11 protein-coding genes and 1 pseudogene are annotated in these 15,877 nt (G+C 71.8%); 8 read left to right on the top strand and 4 right to left on the bottom strand.

Going from position 1 to position 15,877, the window contains the following annotated elements; all coding sequences use genetic code 11:
- The first annotated feature begins 375 nt into the window (after nt 1-375).
- On the top strand, nt 376-1,110 hold the full coding sequence (locus ACFVFQ_RS18715) for an MgtC/SapB family protein (protein WP_383416871.1): 735 nt from the start codon (nt 376-378) through the stop codon (nt 1,108-1,110).
- 61 nt (nt 1,111-1,171) lie between these two features.
- Here ACFVFQ_RS18715 and ACFVFQ_RS18720 read toward each other — a convergent pair whose 3' ends face one another.
- Nucleotides 1,172-2,719: a sialate:H+ symport family MFS transporter gene (locus ACFVFQ_RS18720; protein ID WP_383416873.1), complete on the bottom strand. Its 1,548-nt coding sequence runs from the start codon at nt 2,717-2,719 to the stop codon at nt 1,172-1,174.
- 244 nt (nt 2,720-2,963) lie between these two features.
- On the opposite strand from ACFVFQ_RS18720, the gene ACFVFQ_RS18725 reads away from it, so the two are divergent.
- Nucleotides 2,964-4,151 carry a saccharopine dehydrogenase family protein gene (locus tag ACFVFQ_RS18725; protein WP_383416877.1) on the top strand — a complete coding sequence of 396 codons (1,188 nt, stop codon included), beginning with the start codon at nt 2,964-2,966 and terminating at the stop codon, nt 4,149-4,151.
- Nucleotides 4,152-4,163: 12 nt separating this feature from the next.
- On the opposite strand, the gene ACFVFQ_RS18730 is transcribed toward ACFVFQ_RS18725, so the two are convergent.
- On the bottom strand, nt 4,164-4,886 hold the full coding sequence (locus tag ACFVFQ_RS18730; RefSeq protein ID WP_383416880.1) for an endonuclease V: 723 nt from the start codon (nt 4,884-4,886) through the stop codon (nt 4,164-4,166).
- Between the two features lie 80 nt (nt 4,887-4,966).
- On the opposite strand from ACFVFQ_RS18730, the gene ACFVFQ_RS18735 reads away from it, so the two are divergent.
- The gene (locus ACFVFQ_RS18735; RefSeq protein WP_383416883.1) at nt 4,967-5,266 is read left to right on the top strand and encodes a YciI family protein; all 300 of its coding nucleotides are present in this window, start codon (nt 4,967-4,969) and stop codon (nt 5,264-5,266) included.
- Nucleotides 5,267-5,370: 104 nt separating this feature from the next.
- On the opposite strand, the gene ACFVFQ_RS18740 is transcribed toward ACFVFQ_RS18735, so the two are convergent.
- Nucleotides 5,371-6,810, bottom strand: coding sequence for a sugar porter family MFS transporter (locus ACFVFQ_RS18740; protein WP_383416886.1), 1,440 nt, complete (start codon nt 6,808-6,810; stop codon nt 5,371-5,373).
- 345 nt (nt 6,811-7,155) lie between these two features.
- On the opposite strand from ACFVFQ_RS18740, the gene ACFVFQ_RS18745 reads away from it, so the two are divergent.
- The 4 genes from ACFVFQ_RS18745 (at nt 7,156) to ACFVFQ_RS18760 (ending at nt 11,160) form a co-directional block, all read left to right on the top strand.
- Nucleotides 7,156-8,061: an SIS domain-containing protein gene (locus ACFVFQ_RS18745; RefSeq protein WP_383416889.1), complete on the top strand. Its 906-nt coding sequence runs from the start codon at nt 7,156-7,158 to the stop codon at nt 8,059-8,061.
- A gap of 77 nt (nt 8,062-8,138) precedes the next feature.
- Entirely contained in the window at nt 8,139-9,023 is an 885-nt protein-coding gene (locus tag ACFVFQ_RS18750) for a class II fructose-bisphosphate aldolase (protein ID WP_383416892.1), read from the top strand.
- 618 nt (nt 9,024-9,641) lie between these two features.
- Nucleotides 9,642-10,445, top strand: a complete 804-nt coding sequence (locus tag ACFVFQ_RS18755) for a DeoR/GlpR family DNA-binding transcription regulator (protein ID WP_383416895.1) — start codon at nt 9,642-9,644, stop codon at nt 10,443-10,445.
- Nucleotides 10,446-10,848: 403 nt separating this feature from the next.
- Nucleotides 10,849-11,160: a hypothetical protein gene (locus ACFVFQ_RS18760; protein WP_383416898.1), complete on the top strand. Its 312-nt coding sequence runs from the start codon at nt 10,849-10,851 to the stop codon at nt 11,158-11,160.
- Nucleotides 11,161-11,460: 300 nt separating this feature from the next.
- Here the strand turns inward: ACFVFQ_RS18760 and ACFVFQ_RS18765 are convergent.
- A pseudogene (locus ACFVFQ_RS18765) lies at nt 11,461-12,039 on the bottom strand (TetR/AcrR family transcriptional regulator); the annotation flags it as partial.
- A 1,856-nt stretch (nt 12,040-13,895) separates the two neighbouring features.
- On the opposite strand from ACFVFQ_RS18765, the gene ACFVFQ_RS18770 reads away from it, so the two are divergent.
- A complete protein-coding gene (locus ACFVFQ_RS18770; RefSeq protein ID WP_383417383.1) occupies nt 13,896-15,818 on the top strand; it encodes an FUSC family protein in 1,923 nt (640 codons plus the stop codon).
- Nucleotides 15,819-15,877 lie beyond the last annotated feature (59 nt).

A 15,877-nucleotide genomic window follows, 5' to 3' on the forward strand; every position in this document is an offset into this window, starting at 1 on the left:
TTCCACAAGCCCCCTCGTGCCAAGTGGCCGTCAACGTCAAAAGACCCGTCGCGTCGATGCTCAACCGCCATCTCCGCCACGGGCCTTCGCGCGCCGCTGTCGCCGCGCCGCTATCCCCCGCCGAGCCGGTCGATGAGCCGCGCGAGGGCTATCAGACGACCGGGCACCGCCGCTGCCCGCGCCGCCATCGCCCTCGGCCGCACCGTCCTCGTCATGCCGTCCTCCATCTCCGCTCCCCCGTCCCGGCACCGGCGCGGTGCCCCTCAGCGAGCCGCGCATGCGCCCGCGCGTCCCCTCGCCAACAACGCTAACCGCGACCACTGACAACGGCCCGCGGCGCCCCGAACGCCGGGCCGGTGGAGGGACAATGCCGTCATGTCACAGCTCTCTTCCGCACTGTTCGACGTCCACGCCGGGCAGGGACTGCGCCAGTTCGCGGAGCTGGCCATCGCCCTGCTGTTGTCCTCGCTGATCGGGTTGGAGCGCGAGGCCCGACAGAAAAGCGCCGGGTTGCGCACCCACACCCTCGTCGGCGTGGGCAGCGCGCTGTTCATGGAAGTGTCCATCCACGGCTTCGGCTCCATGCTCGGCATCGAGGGCGTGGCGTTGGACCCGTCCCGGGTCGCCGCGCAGGTCGTCTCCGGCATCGGTTTCATCGGCGGCGGCCTGATCTTCGTGCGCAAGGACGCGGTACGGGGGCTGACCACGGCCGCGACCATCTGGCTGACCTGCGCCATCGGGATGGCGTGCGGCGGCGGGTTGCCGCTGCTCGCGATCGGCGCGACGGCGGTGCACTTCCTCATCGTGCGCGGCTTCTCCAAGGTGTCGGAGCGGATCACCTCGGGCACGGCGCTCGACCGGATAGAGCTGCGCCTGACCTACCAGACACAACAGGGGCTGTTGGGGCGGATGTTGGAGATGTGCACCGGCAGCGGGTTCCGGGTGACCGACGTCCAGGTGGAGACCGCCCCGGCGGACGTCTCCACGGCGGCCGAGGTGCTGCTCCGGCTGGAAGGCAGCGGTTCCGCGCACCCCTTGGTCGAGGCGCTGACCGAACTCGACGGCGTCCGCGGGGTGGCGCTGGGGCGGCACGACGACAGCACGGAGTGAGCGCCGGCCCCGTCGCGCACTCCGGAGCCGCCCCGGGGCCCGCAAGCGGGCCCCTCCCCCACTACGGCGCACCCGCCGACTCCTCCCCGCCCGCTGCGCCCTCCGCACGCGCCCCGCGCGCTCCGCCCCGCCCCGGCCCCGGTTCGCGCCCCGGCACGAGGTGGTCATCGATCGCCTGACGGTCCACCAACCGCCCGAGCCGTCGCGGGACATCGCCGCCCACCAGGACGACGACCAGGAGCGTCAGCCCGAAGGTGAGCACCGCCAGGGCCCGCCCCAGGGGCATGCCGCGGGCGAGCTGCGCCCCCAGGACCGGCGCCACCGCCCCGCCCAACGCCCCCACGTTGTAGACGAAGCCGAGCGAGGCGGCGCGGGTCTCGGTCGGGAAGTGGCCCGCGATGTACTTCGGCAGGATCCCGGAGATCCCCTGCCCCAGCGCCAACAGCACGAAGATCAGCACCCCCAGCCCCACCAGGCTCCCGCGCACCGCAAACACCGGGAACACGAACGCCAACGACGCCAACAGGGTCCAGGCGTAGGCGCGTCGGGTCCCCAGCAGATCGCCGGCGAACCCGGCCAGCCAGCAGCCGGCCATCGCGCCGAAGCCCGCGAAGAACATCACCTCGCCGACCTGCGCCGGGGTGTACCCCAGGTCCGACTTGAGGTACGTGGGCAACAGGGACTGCACCGGCCAGCTATAGAGGAACGCGCAGAAGACCGTCACCATCAGGGAGACGTACCGCAACCAGCCCCGGCGTCCGCCCAGTTGTACGGCGAAGGCGAGCAGACACAGCGCGGCGGCCGTGGCCGACCAGGGCACGAACCCCGCGCCCAGCGGCGTGAAGACGCAGCACAGCGCGGCACAGGCGACCGCCGCCAGCACGGAGTTGACCCGTCGACGGGGCCCGCGGACGAACAGCGACCAGAACGGATGCGGGCGTTCCGGTTGCTTTTCCCCGGGGCGGTGCGCGGCACCGGCGGCCCCGTCTTGCCACTCCGCGGACTCCGGCAGCGCTCTGCGCATCCACAGGGCGACCAGAACAGGCAGCACCCCGATCCAGAACATCCAGCGCCAGCCCCCGACGGGCACCACCCAGGCGTAGAGCTGGCCGGCCAGCACCGTGCCGCCCGCATAGCCGGAGATGAGGAATCCGGAAGCCCGGTTGCGCAGCCGTGCGGGCCAGCTCTCCAGGACGTACGTCACGCTGGTGCTGTACTCCCCCGCCATGCCCAGCCCGATCACCAACCGGGCGGCGAACAGGCTGGCGTAGTCCCAGGCGAACCCGCAGGCGAAGGTGCCCAGCGAGTAGAACAGGATGCTGGCCACCATGGCCGCTTTTCGCCCACGGCGGTCGCCCAGCGCCCCCAGGAGCGCACCGCCCAGCCAACGGGTGACGAAGGCCGCGGAGACCAGTGAGGCGGCGGTGGCGGTGTCCAGGCGGAAATCGTGGGCGATCTCGGTCAGCACCAGGGTGATCAGCACGAAGTCGAAGCCGTCCAGGAGGTAGCCGATCCAGGCGGCGGCCAGCGCCTTCCACTGGCGCGGGGCGACCTCGTGCCACCAGGCGCGGCGGCGGGCCCGATCGGGGGTGCCCACGGGGCGCGGCATCGCAGGATCGGGCCTCCTCCAAGAGCCGCCCGGCTCGCAGTCGTTACGCACCCAGCGCGATCCCACCCAAACCGGACGTCGGACGTCCCATCTCACCGCTTGAATCTGACCCCGCACCCTCTCCGCGTCAAGACCGCACACAGCCCCTCCCCGGTTACCCCGCCAACCGTCCCCTCCCCTCCCGTCGTTGACGTTCCGCCAACGGCCTGCCTAGGGTCCGGACCTCGGACCAGAGAGGACCCAGATGCCACGGCACGACACCTCGGGACGGGACCACGACGTCGTCCTGTACGGAGCGACCGGGTTCGCCGGCGCACTCACCGCCGCCTACCTGGCCCGGCACGCCCCCGCGGACTGCCGCTGGGCACTCGCCGGCCGCAGCACCGCCAAACTGGAGCGGCTGCGCGACCAGTTGGCGGCCCTCAACCCGGCCTGCGCGGACCTGCCGCTGCTCCGGGCCGACAGCGCCGACCCGGATTCGCTGCGCACCCTCGCCGCCGGCACCCGCGTCCTGGCCACCACCGTGGGGCCCTACCTGCTGCACGGCGAACCGCTCGTCGCGGCGTGCGCCGAGGCCGGCACCGACTACCTGGACCTCACCGGCGAGCCGGAGTTCGTCGACCGGATGTATCTGCGCCACGACGCCGCCGCCCGCGCGTCCGGGGCGCGGCTCGTGCACGCCTGCGGCTTCGACTCCGTCCCCTACGACCTGGGCGTGCACTACACGGTCGGGCTGCTCCCCAAGGGCGTCCGGCTGCGCATCGACGGCTTTGTGCGGACCAACGCGACGTTCTCCGGCGGCACTCTGGCCTCCGCGTTGACCGCGGTCGGGCGGCCGGCCGCGATGGCGCGGGTCGCCCGGGCCCGCCGACGGTCCGAGGCGCCGCCCGCCGGACGGAGCGTGCGCGCCCCCTTCGGGCCACCCGTACGGAGCCGCGAGACCCGCACCTGGGGCGTCCCGCTGCCCACCCTGGACCCGCGGGTGGTGGCCCGCTCGGCGGCCGCCCTCGACGACTACGGCCCGGACTTCCGGTACCGGCACTACGCGGGCGTGCGCAGACTGCCGACGGCGGTGGCCGGGGTGGTGGGCGCGGGGGCGCTCTCCGCGCTCGCCCAAGTACCGCCCGCCCGCCGGTGGTTGTCCGGGCGGCTGCAACCGGGCGAGGGGCCGGGCCCGGAGCGACGGGCGCGCAGTTGGTTCGCGGTGCGGTTCGTGGCCTCGGGCGGCGGAGCCCGCCTGATCACCGAGGTCGCGGGCGGCGACCCCGGTTACGACGAGACCGCGAAGATGCTCGCCGAGGGGGCGCTCAGCCTGGCCTTCGACGAACTCCCGGACACCGCGGGCCAGGTGACGACGGCGGTGGCCATGGGGGACGCGCTCACCCGGCGGCTCCAGGATGCCCAGATCATGTTCCGGGTCGTCCGCGGGTAGCCGGACCGGCCGTCAGGCGCCGGCCAGCGCCTGACGGCACAGGGAGTCGGCGGCCCGGGTGGTCTCCGGTAGGCGGTAGGCCGTGGCCAGGTGGAGCGTGTGCGCGCACGCCCGGTCGAGGTCCACCCGGTGACCGACGGAGACGAACACCGGCTTGACGCCCTTCTGGGTGCGCAGGGCACGTCCCACCTCTTCGGGCACTCCACCCGCCGCCCGGTCGTCCAGCAGCGGGGAGGTGGCGCCGCGCTCCGGGCCCGGCGCCTCGTACCGAAAGGCGAAGGGGTTCTTGGCGACCCCGATGGTGGGCAGTCCCGTCAACACCCCCAGGTGGCTGGCGAGTCCGAAGCGCCGCGGATGGGCCAGCCCGTAGCCGTCGCAGACCACCAGGCCGGGTGTACGGGCGAGCCGGTCCAGCGCGTCGAGTACCGTCGGGATCTCCCGGAAGGCCAGCAGCCCGGGGACGTACGGGAAGGCGACCGGGCCGACGGCGGTGGCCTCGTCGACGACCGCGAGGGTGCGGGCGTCGAGGGCGACGGCGGCCGCGGCGACCACGTCCCGTTCGTCGTCGTAGGCGACGTCGACGCCGACCACGGTGCCTTCGAAGCCCGGCTCGGGGCCGGCCTCGTCGAGCCGTACGCGGGCGCGCAGCCGGTCCTGGACCGCGCGGGCCGAGGCTTCGTCCACCGGCCAGTGCCGCAGTTCGTCGGCGCGGGAGATGCTTGCGGAAGTGTCCATGGTGCTGGCCACGCTACCGAACCGTCGGCCGTACGGGGGAGCCGCGGGCGGCCCGCGGTCGGCGCTCTATATTTGCTGTCATGTTCGTGCTGGAACTGACCTACACCGCGCCCCTCGACCGCGTCGACGCCGCCCTTCAGGACCATGTGGCCTGGCTGGAACGGGGCTATGACGCCGGCCACTTCATCGCGTCCGGGCGGAAGAACCCCCGGGACGGCGGCGTGATCATCGCCGCCGGCTCCGACCGGGCGACCGTGGAGAAGCTCACGGCCGAGGACCCGTTCGTGCGCGCCGGCGTCTGCACGTACCGAATCACCGAGTTCGTGGCGACCAAGACCTCACCGGCCCTGGCGGAATACCGGGAGCAGCTCCCGTCCTGACGCCCCCGTCCACGCCTCGGCCCGGCCCGCCGGAACCGTCCGGCGGGCCGGGCCGCGTGCTGCCTACGGGGCGCGCGGCGCGCCGCGGCTCCTGGCGGCGCGCGCTATGACGGCGCGGCCGGGGAGGCGGCCGAATTGCCCAGCGGACCGGGGTCGGCCGTACCGGCGGCGGACGCGGTGGGCCAGCGGCCGCCGTTGCGCCAGTAGCCCTGGATCTCCTCCAGTTGGCGGCCCTTGGTCTCGGGCGCGGTGAACGCGGCGAACGCCAGGGCCCCGAGGGCGAGCACGCCCAGGCCCGCGAAGGTCGCGGCGGGGCCCAGCTTCGTCATCAACGACGGGAAGAACTGGGCGATCAGGAGGTTGGCGACCAGGTCGGCGGTGAGCATCGCCGACGCCCCCATGGAGCGCAGCTGGGCGGGGAACGCCTCGCTCGCGTAGACCCAGATCAGCGATCCGAAGCCGAAGTTGAAGGCAGCGGTGAAGAGCAGGATCGCGACGAAGCCCACCCAGGTGGTGGTGCCATGGAGCTCGCCGGCGCTGAAGACGAGGGTCAGGACCGCGAGCATCACCACCATCGTGCCGATCCCGGTGAGCAGCACCATCCGGCGCCCCAGGCGGTCGATGATGAGGATCGCCAGCACCGTGGCCACCAGGGAGGCGAGCTCGACGAAGGACGGCAGCAGGAAGTTCTGCCCGTTGCCGGTGAAGCCCATCCGCTCGAAGATCTGCGGGCTGTAGTACGTCACGGCGTTGATGCCGGTGATCTGGCAGAAGAAGCCGAGGCCGACGACGAAGAGCGCGGCGCGGAGGTACGGCTTGCGCAGCAGCGCACGCGCCGAGCCGCCGCTCTCCTCGGTCAACGCGGCGCGCACCGCGGCGACTTCGGCCTCCGCGTCGGCTTCGGGATCGGTCCTCGCCATGACCTCGACGGCCCGTTCGTCGCGCCCCTTGAGAACGTACCAACGGGGCGTGTCCGGCAACCGGAAGAGCGGGATCAGGACGAGCGCCGCCGGGATCGCCGAGAGGCCGAGCATCCAGCGCCAGTGGCCGCCGCCGGACAGGCCCCAGTTGACGAAGTACGTGAGGACGATGCCCACGACGGTGGCCACTTGGTAGGCGGCGACGGAGGCACCCCGGATGCGGGCCGGGCTCGCTTCCGCGACGTAGAGCGGCGCCGCCACGATGGAGATGCCGATCGCGATGCCGAGCAGGAAGCGGACGGCGTCGAGCACCACGACGTTGGGAGCGAACGCGGACAGGGCGACGAAGACCGCGTACGAGCTGGCGACGATCAGCATCGCTGCCCTGCGGCCCAGCACGTCGGCCAACTTGCCGCCGAACATCGCGCCGAGTATCGAACCGAACACCAGGATGCTGTTGACCAGTCCCTTTTCGGTCTCGGTGAGACCGAAGTCCTTGCTGAGGAACACCAGGGCACCGGAGATGCTGCCGGTGTCATAGCCGTAGATGACGCCGACGACGGCGCCGGTGAGGGCGAACAGGCCGCCGGCGCGGCGCGGCGCGGAGAGCGGGGCAGTGGACATGGGGAGTCCTTAGTGCGACGGAGCGTCATTGCTGCGTACTGCGTGACGGGCGCCGAGGCGCCGCGTCGACGGTCATGCCCGGATCACGCATGACCGATCTTGCGAATATCAGGCACCTTTCACGCACCTGTCAACAATGAACTACCCACTTTTCCTTCCTCGGCACGCCACGCCACATCCCCCAACTCCCTTACAGAGACACCCAACTGCACACCCCCTCTACCGCGATCACCCGCACGAGGGATGGAACGAGTGCACGAACATGCGTAGAGTCGGTATCAGCAACGCAAAAAGTTGCACCGAGACTGCAATACTGCACTCAATCACGCACTACGGGAGGCGGCCATGAGCGAGACCTCGTACATGGAGCAGGAGCTGCGCAGTCAGCCGGAGACCTGGCGGGAGGCGGCGCGCATCGGGGCCGCCGGCGGGCCACTGCCCAAGGCCGGCCAGCGCGTTGCCGTCGTCGGCTGCGGCACCTCGTGGTTCATGGCCCAGTCCTACGCCGCCCTGCGCGAGAGCGCCGGCCTGGGCGTCACGGACCCCTTCCCCGCGTCGGAGGCGTTCCTCGGCGGCGACCGCGGCTACGACGCGGTGGTGGCGATCACCCGCTCCGGCACCACGACCGAGGTGCTGCGGGTACTGGAGGCGGTGCAGGGCCGAATCCCCACGGTGACGCTGCTCGGCGATCCGGAGACGCCGGCGGTCGAACTGTCCGACGCGACGGTCGAGTTGCCGTTCGCCGACGAGCGGTCCGTGGTGCAGACCCGCTTCGCGACCACCGCGCTGACGCTGCTGCGCGCGCATCTGGGCCACGACGTCTCGCGGGCGGTGGGCGACGCCGAGGAGGCGTTGACCGTGCCGGTGGCGCAGGAGTGGGTGGACGCCGAGCAGTTCGCGTTCCTCGGCAGCGGCTGGACGTACGGCCTGGCCAACGAGGCGGCCCTCAAGATGCGGGAGGCGTCGCAGAGTTGGACCGAGTCCTACCCTGCGATGGAATACCGCCACGGCCCGATCTCGATAGCCGCCCCCGGCCGGGTGACCTGGCTCTTCGGCCCGGCCCCGGAGGGCCTGGAGGCGGACGTGGCACGGACCGGAGCGCACTTCGTGTCCCACGAGCGGGACCCGCTGGCCGACCTGGTTCTCGTCCAGCGGGTCGCCCTGGAGCGGGCACGCGCCCGCGGCCTGGACCCGGACAACCCCCGCAGCCTCACCCGCTCCGTCATGCTCCAGGAGCCGGCCACTCCCTAACCACCCGCCGTTACCCCTCTCTTCTCCTCTCCCCTCCCCGACCTCAACCGACCGGTTCCACAAGGGAGTCAGGACACATGCCTCTCGTCCCCACCGCGTCGATCGTCGACGCCGCGCGTGACGCGCGGGTCGGCGCCGCGGCCTTCAACGTCATCCACCTGGAAACCGCCGAGGCGCTGGTCACCGCCGCCGAGCGCACGGGCCTCCCGCTGATCCTCCAGATCAGCGAGAACTGCATCCGCTACCACGGCAGCCTGCTACCCCTCACCCGAGCCACTCTCGCCCTCGCCGAGGAGTCCACGGCCCGGATCGCGGTCCACCTCGACCACCTCACCCAGGCGGAATTGGTCCACCAGGGCGTCGCGGCCGGCGTGAGCTCGATCATGATCGACGCCTCCGCCCTCCCCTACGAGCAGAACGTCGCCACGACCGCCACCCTCGCCGCCTGGTGCCACGAACGGGGCGCCTTCGTCGAGGCGGAGCTCGGCGAGGTCGGCGGAAAGGACGGCGTCCACGCGCCCGGAGCCCGCACGGACCCGGCCGAGGCCCTGTCGTTCATCCAGGCCACCGGCGTGGATGCGCTCGCCGTCGCCGTCGGCTCCTCGCACGCGATGCGCGAGCGCACCGCCGAACTGGACAAGGAGCTGATCGCGGCGCTGCGCACCACGCTGCCGGTTCCCCTGGTCCTGCACGGCTCCTCCGGCGTGCCGGACGACGAACTCCGCCGCGCCATCGCCGCCGGCATGACGAAGATCAACATCTCCACCCACCTGGTCTCCGTCTTCACCGGCTCAATACGGCGCACGCTGGACGCGGACCCGTCGCTGGTGGACTCCCGCAAGTACCTCAAGCCCGCACGGGAGGCGGTCGCACAGGAGGCGGCCCGCCTGCTGGAGGTGCTGAACACTCCGGTGACGACCCCCACGGAACGCCGGGTGGCGGAGACTACGGCTCGGGGGTGAGTGCGGGAGCGGGGGCGGCCGGAGCCGGGGCTGGCTTCTGAATCGGTGCTGGTATCCGTGCCGGTGCTGATACTGCTACCGCTGCCAGTTCTGGTGCCGGTGCTGGTGCTGGGATCGACGCCCGTGCTGGCACTGGTCCCCGGGTCGGCATCCGCGTCGGGTGGGGGCAATGTCCTCGTTGACCGCCATAGGGTCCGTCAGCTCCCGTCCGTTCGCGTCGCTCCCGTCAGTTGCCGCTCGGTGTGGGCGAGTTGGTGGCATGACGTGGAGGTCGGCGCTGGTGGACGGGCATGGCTCGACGGCGGTGTGGTGGCGGCACGCTGGCCGCGCAGTTCGGGGGTGAAATCTGGGTTGATTGTGGCCAGTGGCGTCGGGTGGCGGGGGTGGCTGAGGGGACGGACCGCGCCGAGGAGAGGTGGCGGGGCGGGGGCGGCTGAGGCGACCGCGACCTGATCGCGCCAACCACCATGTGATGCCCGGCCCAGCGGGATGAACGAGTAGTGCGGGACGCGTGGGGCGCGTGGGGTGCGGGGGTAAACAACGGTCGGTAGGTGGAGGTGAGCGGGTGTCTGTGGGCCGGGGAGCGCTGTGGTTGGGGCGACGAATTAGGCTCGCGCCATGAAGCGCCATGAACGAATGAACGCACTGCTTGAGCTGCTCGGGGACCGGGGCCGGGTGGATGTCGAGGAGGCGGCGACCGAGCTGGAGGTCTCGGCGGCCACGATGCGGCGCGACATGGATGCCCTCGCCGAGCAGCAGTTGCTGGTCCGTACTCGGGGCGGGGCGGTGCTGAGCTCGGTGGCGTACGACCTGCCGATCCGGTACAAGCACGGGCACCGGTCGGCGGAGAAGGAGGCCGTGGCGAAGGCGGCGGCGCGGCTGGTGGAGCGCGGCGACGTGGTCGGGCTGAGTGGAGGGACCACGACCACCGCGATCGCGCGGGTGCTCGCCACCCGGGCCGACTTCGCGGAGTCGGATCCGCAGCCCCAGCTGACGATCGTCACCAACTCGCTGAACATCGCCAATGAGCTGGCCGTCCGGCCACAGATCAAGATCGTGCTCACCGGTGGTGTGGCGCATTCCCGTTCGTATGAACTCGTGGGCCCGTTCAGCGAGTTGGTGCTTCAGCAGATCTCCATCGATATTGCGTTCATTGGGGCCAATGGCGTGGATCCGGCGATGGGGGCAACGGTGCACGACGAGGCCGAGGCCCGGATCAACCGGCTCATGGCCGAGCGCGCGCGACGGGCCGTGGTCGTCGCGGACTCGTCGAAGATCGGTCAGCGGTGCTTCGCCAGGGTCGGTGACGCGGATGTTTTCGACACCCTCATCACGGATGGTGCGGTGGCCGAGGAGACGCGTCGGGAGTTCACGGAGCGCGGGGTGAAGGTGATGGCGGCCCGCCCCTCCGGCAACGAATGAGGCTGGCGACGCTGGTCCGTGGGCCGGGGTGTTGATCGGTGCGTCGATCGGTGCGTTGTACGGGTGAGGTGGAGCGGCGGGGTGGGCGGCGGAGCCGGGCGGCTTGGCAGGGGTGGGGCGGCAGGCCGAGCGCTGACGCGCCCAAGGGGCGGTGAACTCCGGGTGGCTACCGGGGGCTGAAATCCGGGGTGCGGGTGTGGAGAATGAGGCGGAGCCCAGGGCGACAGGGCGGGGGCCGATGCCTAGGTGGGCGTGATAGGCGTGGTGGACGTCCCGGGCGTTCCGGCGCCGTTGGCGCGATAGTGGAGTGGCCTGGGAGACGCAGGTGGGGCGGAGTGGCCTGCCGAGTGATGGTGAGAGCCGGGCGGTGTGCCGCCGCGGCGTATTGAGCGGGGGAAAGCGGATGCGGAAGATCTTGTCGATAGCGGTGACGGGGGCGGTGTGCGGCGCCTCGCTGACGCTCGTCGCGGCACCACAGGCGATGGCCGCCGAGCACGTTCCGCGGTGCGTGAAGGTGCGTGCGTTCTTCGACCGGGGCGCGCAGCGTTACGTTCGGTTGACCAACCTGTGCGCCAAGCGGCCGGCCTGCTACACCATCGTCATCCCGCAGCACGCGGACCGGCACGGCCGGCTACTGAAGGGCGTGACCAAGGACGTGCTGTATGGGACGGCCGCTGGACCGCGGGCCCTGTATGTGAAGAACGTGCCCTGTTAGGGCAGGTCAGGGGCGTGGGAGCACCGGGCAGGGAGGGGCAGGGGGATCGCGAGGCCGCTGGGCGCGGCCGTGCGCGAGCTTGGGTGGTCCCGCGCGGGTACCGCGTGAGCGCAGGTGATGGTTTCGCGGCGAAGTGATCTCGCGGTGTTGACGCCTGCTGGAGGCGGGAGCCACGGCGGGCTGCCGATCTAGGTGTGGATGCAGGTGTGGGTCTGGGCCTGGGTGTGGGTGTGGGTGTGGGTGAGTGGCCGGGGGGGGCGGTGGTGCGTTTGTGGGGAGGCGGGGTCGTCGCCGTGGGCGTCAGTTGGGGAGGGCGATGCCGTCCAGGACCATGGCGAGGTACTGGCGGGCGATCTCCTCGGGGCTGTGTCGGCCCTGCGGTCGGTACCAGCTCGCGGCGACCCAGACCGTGTCGCGCAGGAAGCGGTAGGCCAGCCGGAGGTCGAGGTCGGAGCGGAAGACGCCCTCGGCCACGCCGCGTTCCAGCGTGCCGAGCCAGGCCCGCTCGAACTTCCGCCGGGATTCGGTGAGATAGCCGAACCGTGGCTGGGCGGCGAGGTGTTGGGCCTCCTTCTGGTAGATCGCGACCGCGGCGCGGTGCCGGTCGATCTCCCGGAAGGACTCGGTGACCAGGGCCTCGATGGTCTCTCGGGGGCCGAGTTCGGCCGCCAGGACCGCGTCGTAACCGGACCAGAGCTCGTCCAGGAAGGTGGCGAGGATCTCGTCGACCATCGATTCCTTGGAATCGAAGTGGTAGTAGAGGCTGCCGGCGAGCATGCCCGCGGCATCGGCGATCTGGCGGACGGTGGTCGCGTTGTAGCCCTGCGCCGCGAACACCTCGGCCGCGGTGTCGAGGAGTTCGCGTCGGCGGTCCGGTGAGGCGGGAGTGGCGGAGGCAGTGGGCGGGTTGGAGGCGGCAGCAGGGGGTGTGGGGGCTGCCTTCCCAGCGCCCTTCGCGGTCTTGACGGTCTTGACGGTCTTGGTGCTCCTGGTGACCTTGGTGCCTTGAGTGCCCTTGGCGGGCTTGGTGGCGTTGGCGGGGTTGGTGGGGGTGGTTCGCTGGGGACTGTTGGGGTTCCTGGTGCTCCGGGCGCCGGTGGCGCTGGCGGTACTTCCGGTGTTCCTGGCTTCGCTGGCGCCCTCGTTACTCCCCGCGCCCTCCGCGCCCTTGGCCCTCTTCACGCCGCCCGTACCTCGCACGCCTTTCACACCTTTCGCGCCGCTCGTGGTCTTCGCGCGGCCACCCGCGCTCGACGCATCCCCCGTGCCCTGCGTAACACCCGTGGCCTCCACGTCTCCCACTCCGCCCCTCACGTTCTTTGCACTTCCCACGCTCCCCGCATCCTCCATGCTCTCGACTATCCCGCGCCTGCCCACGATGGATCGCGCTCCCCCCTTAGCCGGTCGCTTTCAACTAGCAGATCGCTTCCGACAACAGGCCACTCCCGACTCCCGACGGACGGATCGCTTCCAGCTCTCAGCGGTCCTCTTGCGGCTGCCGGGTCCTCTTGCGACTGCCGGCAGAAGCCTCCCACTCCTCGTCGGTCACAGTGTTCCCAGCCTCCCAAGGCTCCGGGCGCTCTCGACCTTCCCTCCGGGCGCTCTCGGTGTTCTCTTCGGGCGTTCTCAGTGTTTTCGGCATTCTCGGCCTGCTCGGCCTGGTCGGTGTTCTCGGCCTGGTCGATAGTCCCGGCGCTCCCCCGCTTCCGACATTCCCAACCCGCCCGATCTGGCCGGAGCCCCGAATTCCGCCCGCCCTACCCAGGCTCCCGAAGCGCCTGGCCTTCGCAACGCACGCGCTTGGCGCCAGCCTTCGCGGTGCACCTGGCGCCCCCACTTCCGACGCTCATCGACCTTTTCGGCGCTCCCAACCTGGCCGGAGTTCCAGACACTCCCCGCACTCTCCAGACTCCCGGCGCCCCTCGCACTCCTGGCGCTCCCCAGACTCCCGGCCCTCTCAACGCTCTCGTCGGGATCACAACCCTCGACGCCCCCGACGTTCCCCGCGCTCCCCAGACTCCCGGCGCTCCCAAGCTTCTCAGCCCTCTCAGCACTCCCGTCAGGCTCACGCCCCTCAACGCCCCCAACGTTCCCCGCACTCTCAGTGCTTCTAGCGCACCCGGCACTCCCCGCACTCCCGCGCTTCCCGGCCCTCTCAGCGCTCCCGGCAGGCTCACGGCCCTCGATGCCCCCAACATTCCCAGCACGCTCAGCACGCCTGGAGCACCCAGCACTCACCAGACTCCCGGTGCTCTCAGCGCTCCCGCCCCTGGTGCGACCTGCGTCTCAGGCGCTGCCGATGCTCCCGGCGCGCTCGGTGCTTCCGGCGTTCGTTCTGGATGCTCTCGATGTCATCGGGCTGTGCGGCGTGCTTGGTCATATCCCGATGCCCTGGATGCCCTGGATGGCCTGGATGATCTCGACGTCGTCGGGCCGGGCTGCGGGCTTGGGGTTGCTCGGGTTGCTCGGGCTGCTGGGGTTGACACGGGGACTGTGTGGCGTGGTGAGGCGGTGGGCGAGATCCGGCGGAATCCTTTTACTAGTAAAACACCTGCTAAGGTTTTTGTATGGGGAAGCATGCCAAGCACGCCAGGGCCGCGGGGCGGTGGAGGACGAAGCAGATCGCGGACGAGTCGGCCGGCGGGCAGGTGTCCGACGAGAGGTCGAAGACGCGGGCCGAGAAGGCGGTCGGGGCGGGGGCCGTGCGGGTTCGGGCGTTGCCGGTGCGCAGCACGGTGCGGTTGCGGCGGCCCGTTGACATTTGGCACAAGCCGGCGCTGAGTGCGGTGGTGGCGTTGGGCGTGCCGGATCTGGTGCTGCTGGGGCTGGGGCGACTCGATCTGGTGCTCTACACGTCGGCGGGTGCGATGTGCGCGCTGTACGCGCACGGTCTGCCGTATGCGGCACGCGCCCGCGCGTTGTCGTGGGTGGTGCTCGGGATGGTGGCGAGCCTGGCCGTCGCGCTGACCGCAGCGTCCCTGGTCACCTCGGCCACGGTGTTGGTGGTGCTGGCGTCGTTGGTCGCCGCGGTGCACAAGATGGTGTGCGACGCGTCGCGGATCGGGCCGCCGGGGAATCTGATCCTGACGTTCATCGCGGCCTCGGCGTTCTTCGTGCCGCAGCGGCCGGCGGAAGTGCTGCCGCATGCGGGGCTGGCGTTGGCCACGGGGGCGTTCGCGTGGTTGGTGTGCATGGCGCCGGCGCTGGTGCGGCCGCGGGGGCCGGAACGGATCGCTACCGCGCGGGCGTTGGAGGCCGCCGCCGGGCTGTTGCGGGCGCGGGCGGAGGCGGAGGCAGAGGCCGACGGTGTTCCGTCGGCCTGTGGCGGGGAGTCGGCGGGGGTGGCACATGCCCGGCACGCCACCGCGGCGGCGGTGAACGCGGCCTGGCACACGTTGTTCCTGGTCCCGGTGCGTACGTCGGAGAAGGCGGCGGCGCGGGCGGGGTTGGAACGGCTGCTGGTGCGGGCGGAGTCGGCGTTGGGCGGCACACCGCCGGACCCGGCGGCGGAGGGCGGTCGACTCGCCGGCTGGGCGCGGGAGTTGCGCAGCGGGCGACCACTGCCGGAGGTGACGCTCACCGCCGCGGAGGCTGCCGAACTGGCGGGCGTGGCCTGGGAGTCGGGGGTGGCGCTGGAGCCGGGCATGGCGTTGGAGGCCGGTAGCGGGCGCGGGGTCGGTGGGTCCGGGCTCCGGCGTCCGGCACCGGGCCGACCGCGGGGCGTGCGGGCGGTGGTCGGGCGGCTCCGGCCCGGGTCGCCGTTGCTGCCCATCGGGGCGCGGGTCGCGCTGGGTTGCGTCCTGGCGGGCTGGGCTTCGATGGCCGTGGGGGTCGGACACCCGTACTGGGCCGTGGTGACCGCGGCCTCGATCTACCAGGCCAACACCACGCTCTCCTGGCAGCGCGCGTTCCAGCGCACCCTCGGCAATCTGCTCGGGTTGGCGCTGTTCACCGTGCTGCTGCCGGTGACCCACACCGGGCACGTCGCCATGGTCGTGATGGCGCTGGCGTTCCAACTCGGCGCGGAGGCCATGATCAGCCGGAACTACTGGCTGGGGTCGGTGTGCGTGACGCCGATGGCGCTGCTGCTGACGGAGTTCGGGCGGCCGATGCCGGCCGGGACGCTGATCGCCGACCGGTGGCTGGACACCGTGGTGGGCGCGGCGGTCGGGCTGGTCTGCTGCGTACTGGTCACCAACCGGCGGGCCGCGGACCGGATCGATCTGGCGCTGGCCGGGGTCGCCCGGGCCGAGGAGGCGGCCTCCCGACTGCTGGCGGCGGACGGTGCTCGGCGGTCGTCGGAGGCGGGGGCGACGGGTTCGGATTCGGGGTCGGGTTCAGGGTCAGGTTCGGGTTCGAGCGGTGCCGGGTGGGTGTCGGAGCCGGGCAGCGCCTGGCCGTTGCCGGAGCCGGAACCGACGCCGGAGTTGGCGGGGGCCGGATCGCCCCCGGCCCCCTGCACCCCGCGCGAGGCAGGCTGGGCGCGGGATCGACTGGCCGGCTCGCTCGTCGAGTTGCGGGAGGCGGTCGAGGTGGCGTCCGGCGAGTGGTGGCAGCGGGCGCTTCCCGAGGAGCGGATCGCCCGTGCCGAGCAGCAGGGGCACCGGACGCTGGCGGCCCTGGTCCGGCGACTGTCCGCGCCGGCGCTGGCCGCCTGACGGGCCCCTAGGGTCTGTCCGATGGGTCGCGGCCGGGGCCGCGACGCCTGGCACGGCCC

Origin of the sequence: Streptomyces sp. NPDC057743 (genome assembly GCF_042798755.1) — a bacterium.
In the GTDB taxonomy this organism is placed as follows: domain Bacteria; phylum Actinomycetota; class Actinomycetes; order Streptomycetales; family Streptomycetaceae; genus Streptomyces.

What these genes read in the sequence shown, in the direction of transcription:
- ACFVFQ_RS18730 (WP_383416880.1), bottom strand. Translation starts at nt 4,886, where the DNA reads ATGGACACTTCCGCAAGCATCTCCCGCGCCGACGAACTGCGGCACTGG.
- ACFVFQ_RS18725 (WP_383416877.1), top strand. Translation starts at nt 2,964, where the DNA reads ATGCCACGGCACGACACCTCGGGACGGGACCACGACGTCGTCCTGTAC.
- ACFVFQ_RS18740 (WP_383416886.1), bottom strand. Translation starts at nt 6,810, where the DNA reads ATGTCCACTGCCCCGCTCTCCGCGCCGCGCCGCGCCGGCGGCCTGTTC.
- ACFVFQ_RS18755 (WP_383416895.1), top strand. Translation starts at nt 9,642, where the DNA reads ATGAAGCGCCATGAACGAATGAACGCACTGCTTGAGCTGCTCGGGGAC.
- ACFVFQ_RS18745 (WP_383416889.1), top strand. Translation starts at nt 7,156, where the DNA reads ATGAGCGAGACCTCGTACATGGAGCAGGAGCTGCGCAGTCAGCCGGAG.
- ACFVFQ_RS18735 (WP_383416883.1), top strand. Translation starts at nt 4,967, where the DNA reads ATGTTCGTGCTGGAACTGACCTACACCGCGCCCCTCGACCGCGTCGAC.
- ACFVFQ_RS18715 (WP_383416871.1), top strand. Translation starts at nt 376, where the DNA reads ATGTCACAGCTCTCTTCCGCACTGTTCGACGTCCACGCCGGGCAGGGA.
- ACFVFQ_RS18750 (WP_383416892.1), top strand. Translation starts at nt 8,139, where the DNA reads ATGCCTCTCGTCCCCACCGCGTCGATCGTCGACGCCGCGCGTGACGCG.
- ACFVFQ_RS18720 (WP_383416873.1), bottom strand. Translation starts at nt 2,719, where the DNA reads ATGCCGCGCCCCGTGGGCACCCCCGATCGGGCCCGCCGCCGCGCCTGG.
- ACFVFQ_RS18760 (WP_383416898.1), top strand. Translation starts at nt 10,849, where the DNA reads ATGCGGAAGATCTTGTCGATAGCGGTGACGGGGGCGGTGTGCGGCGCC.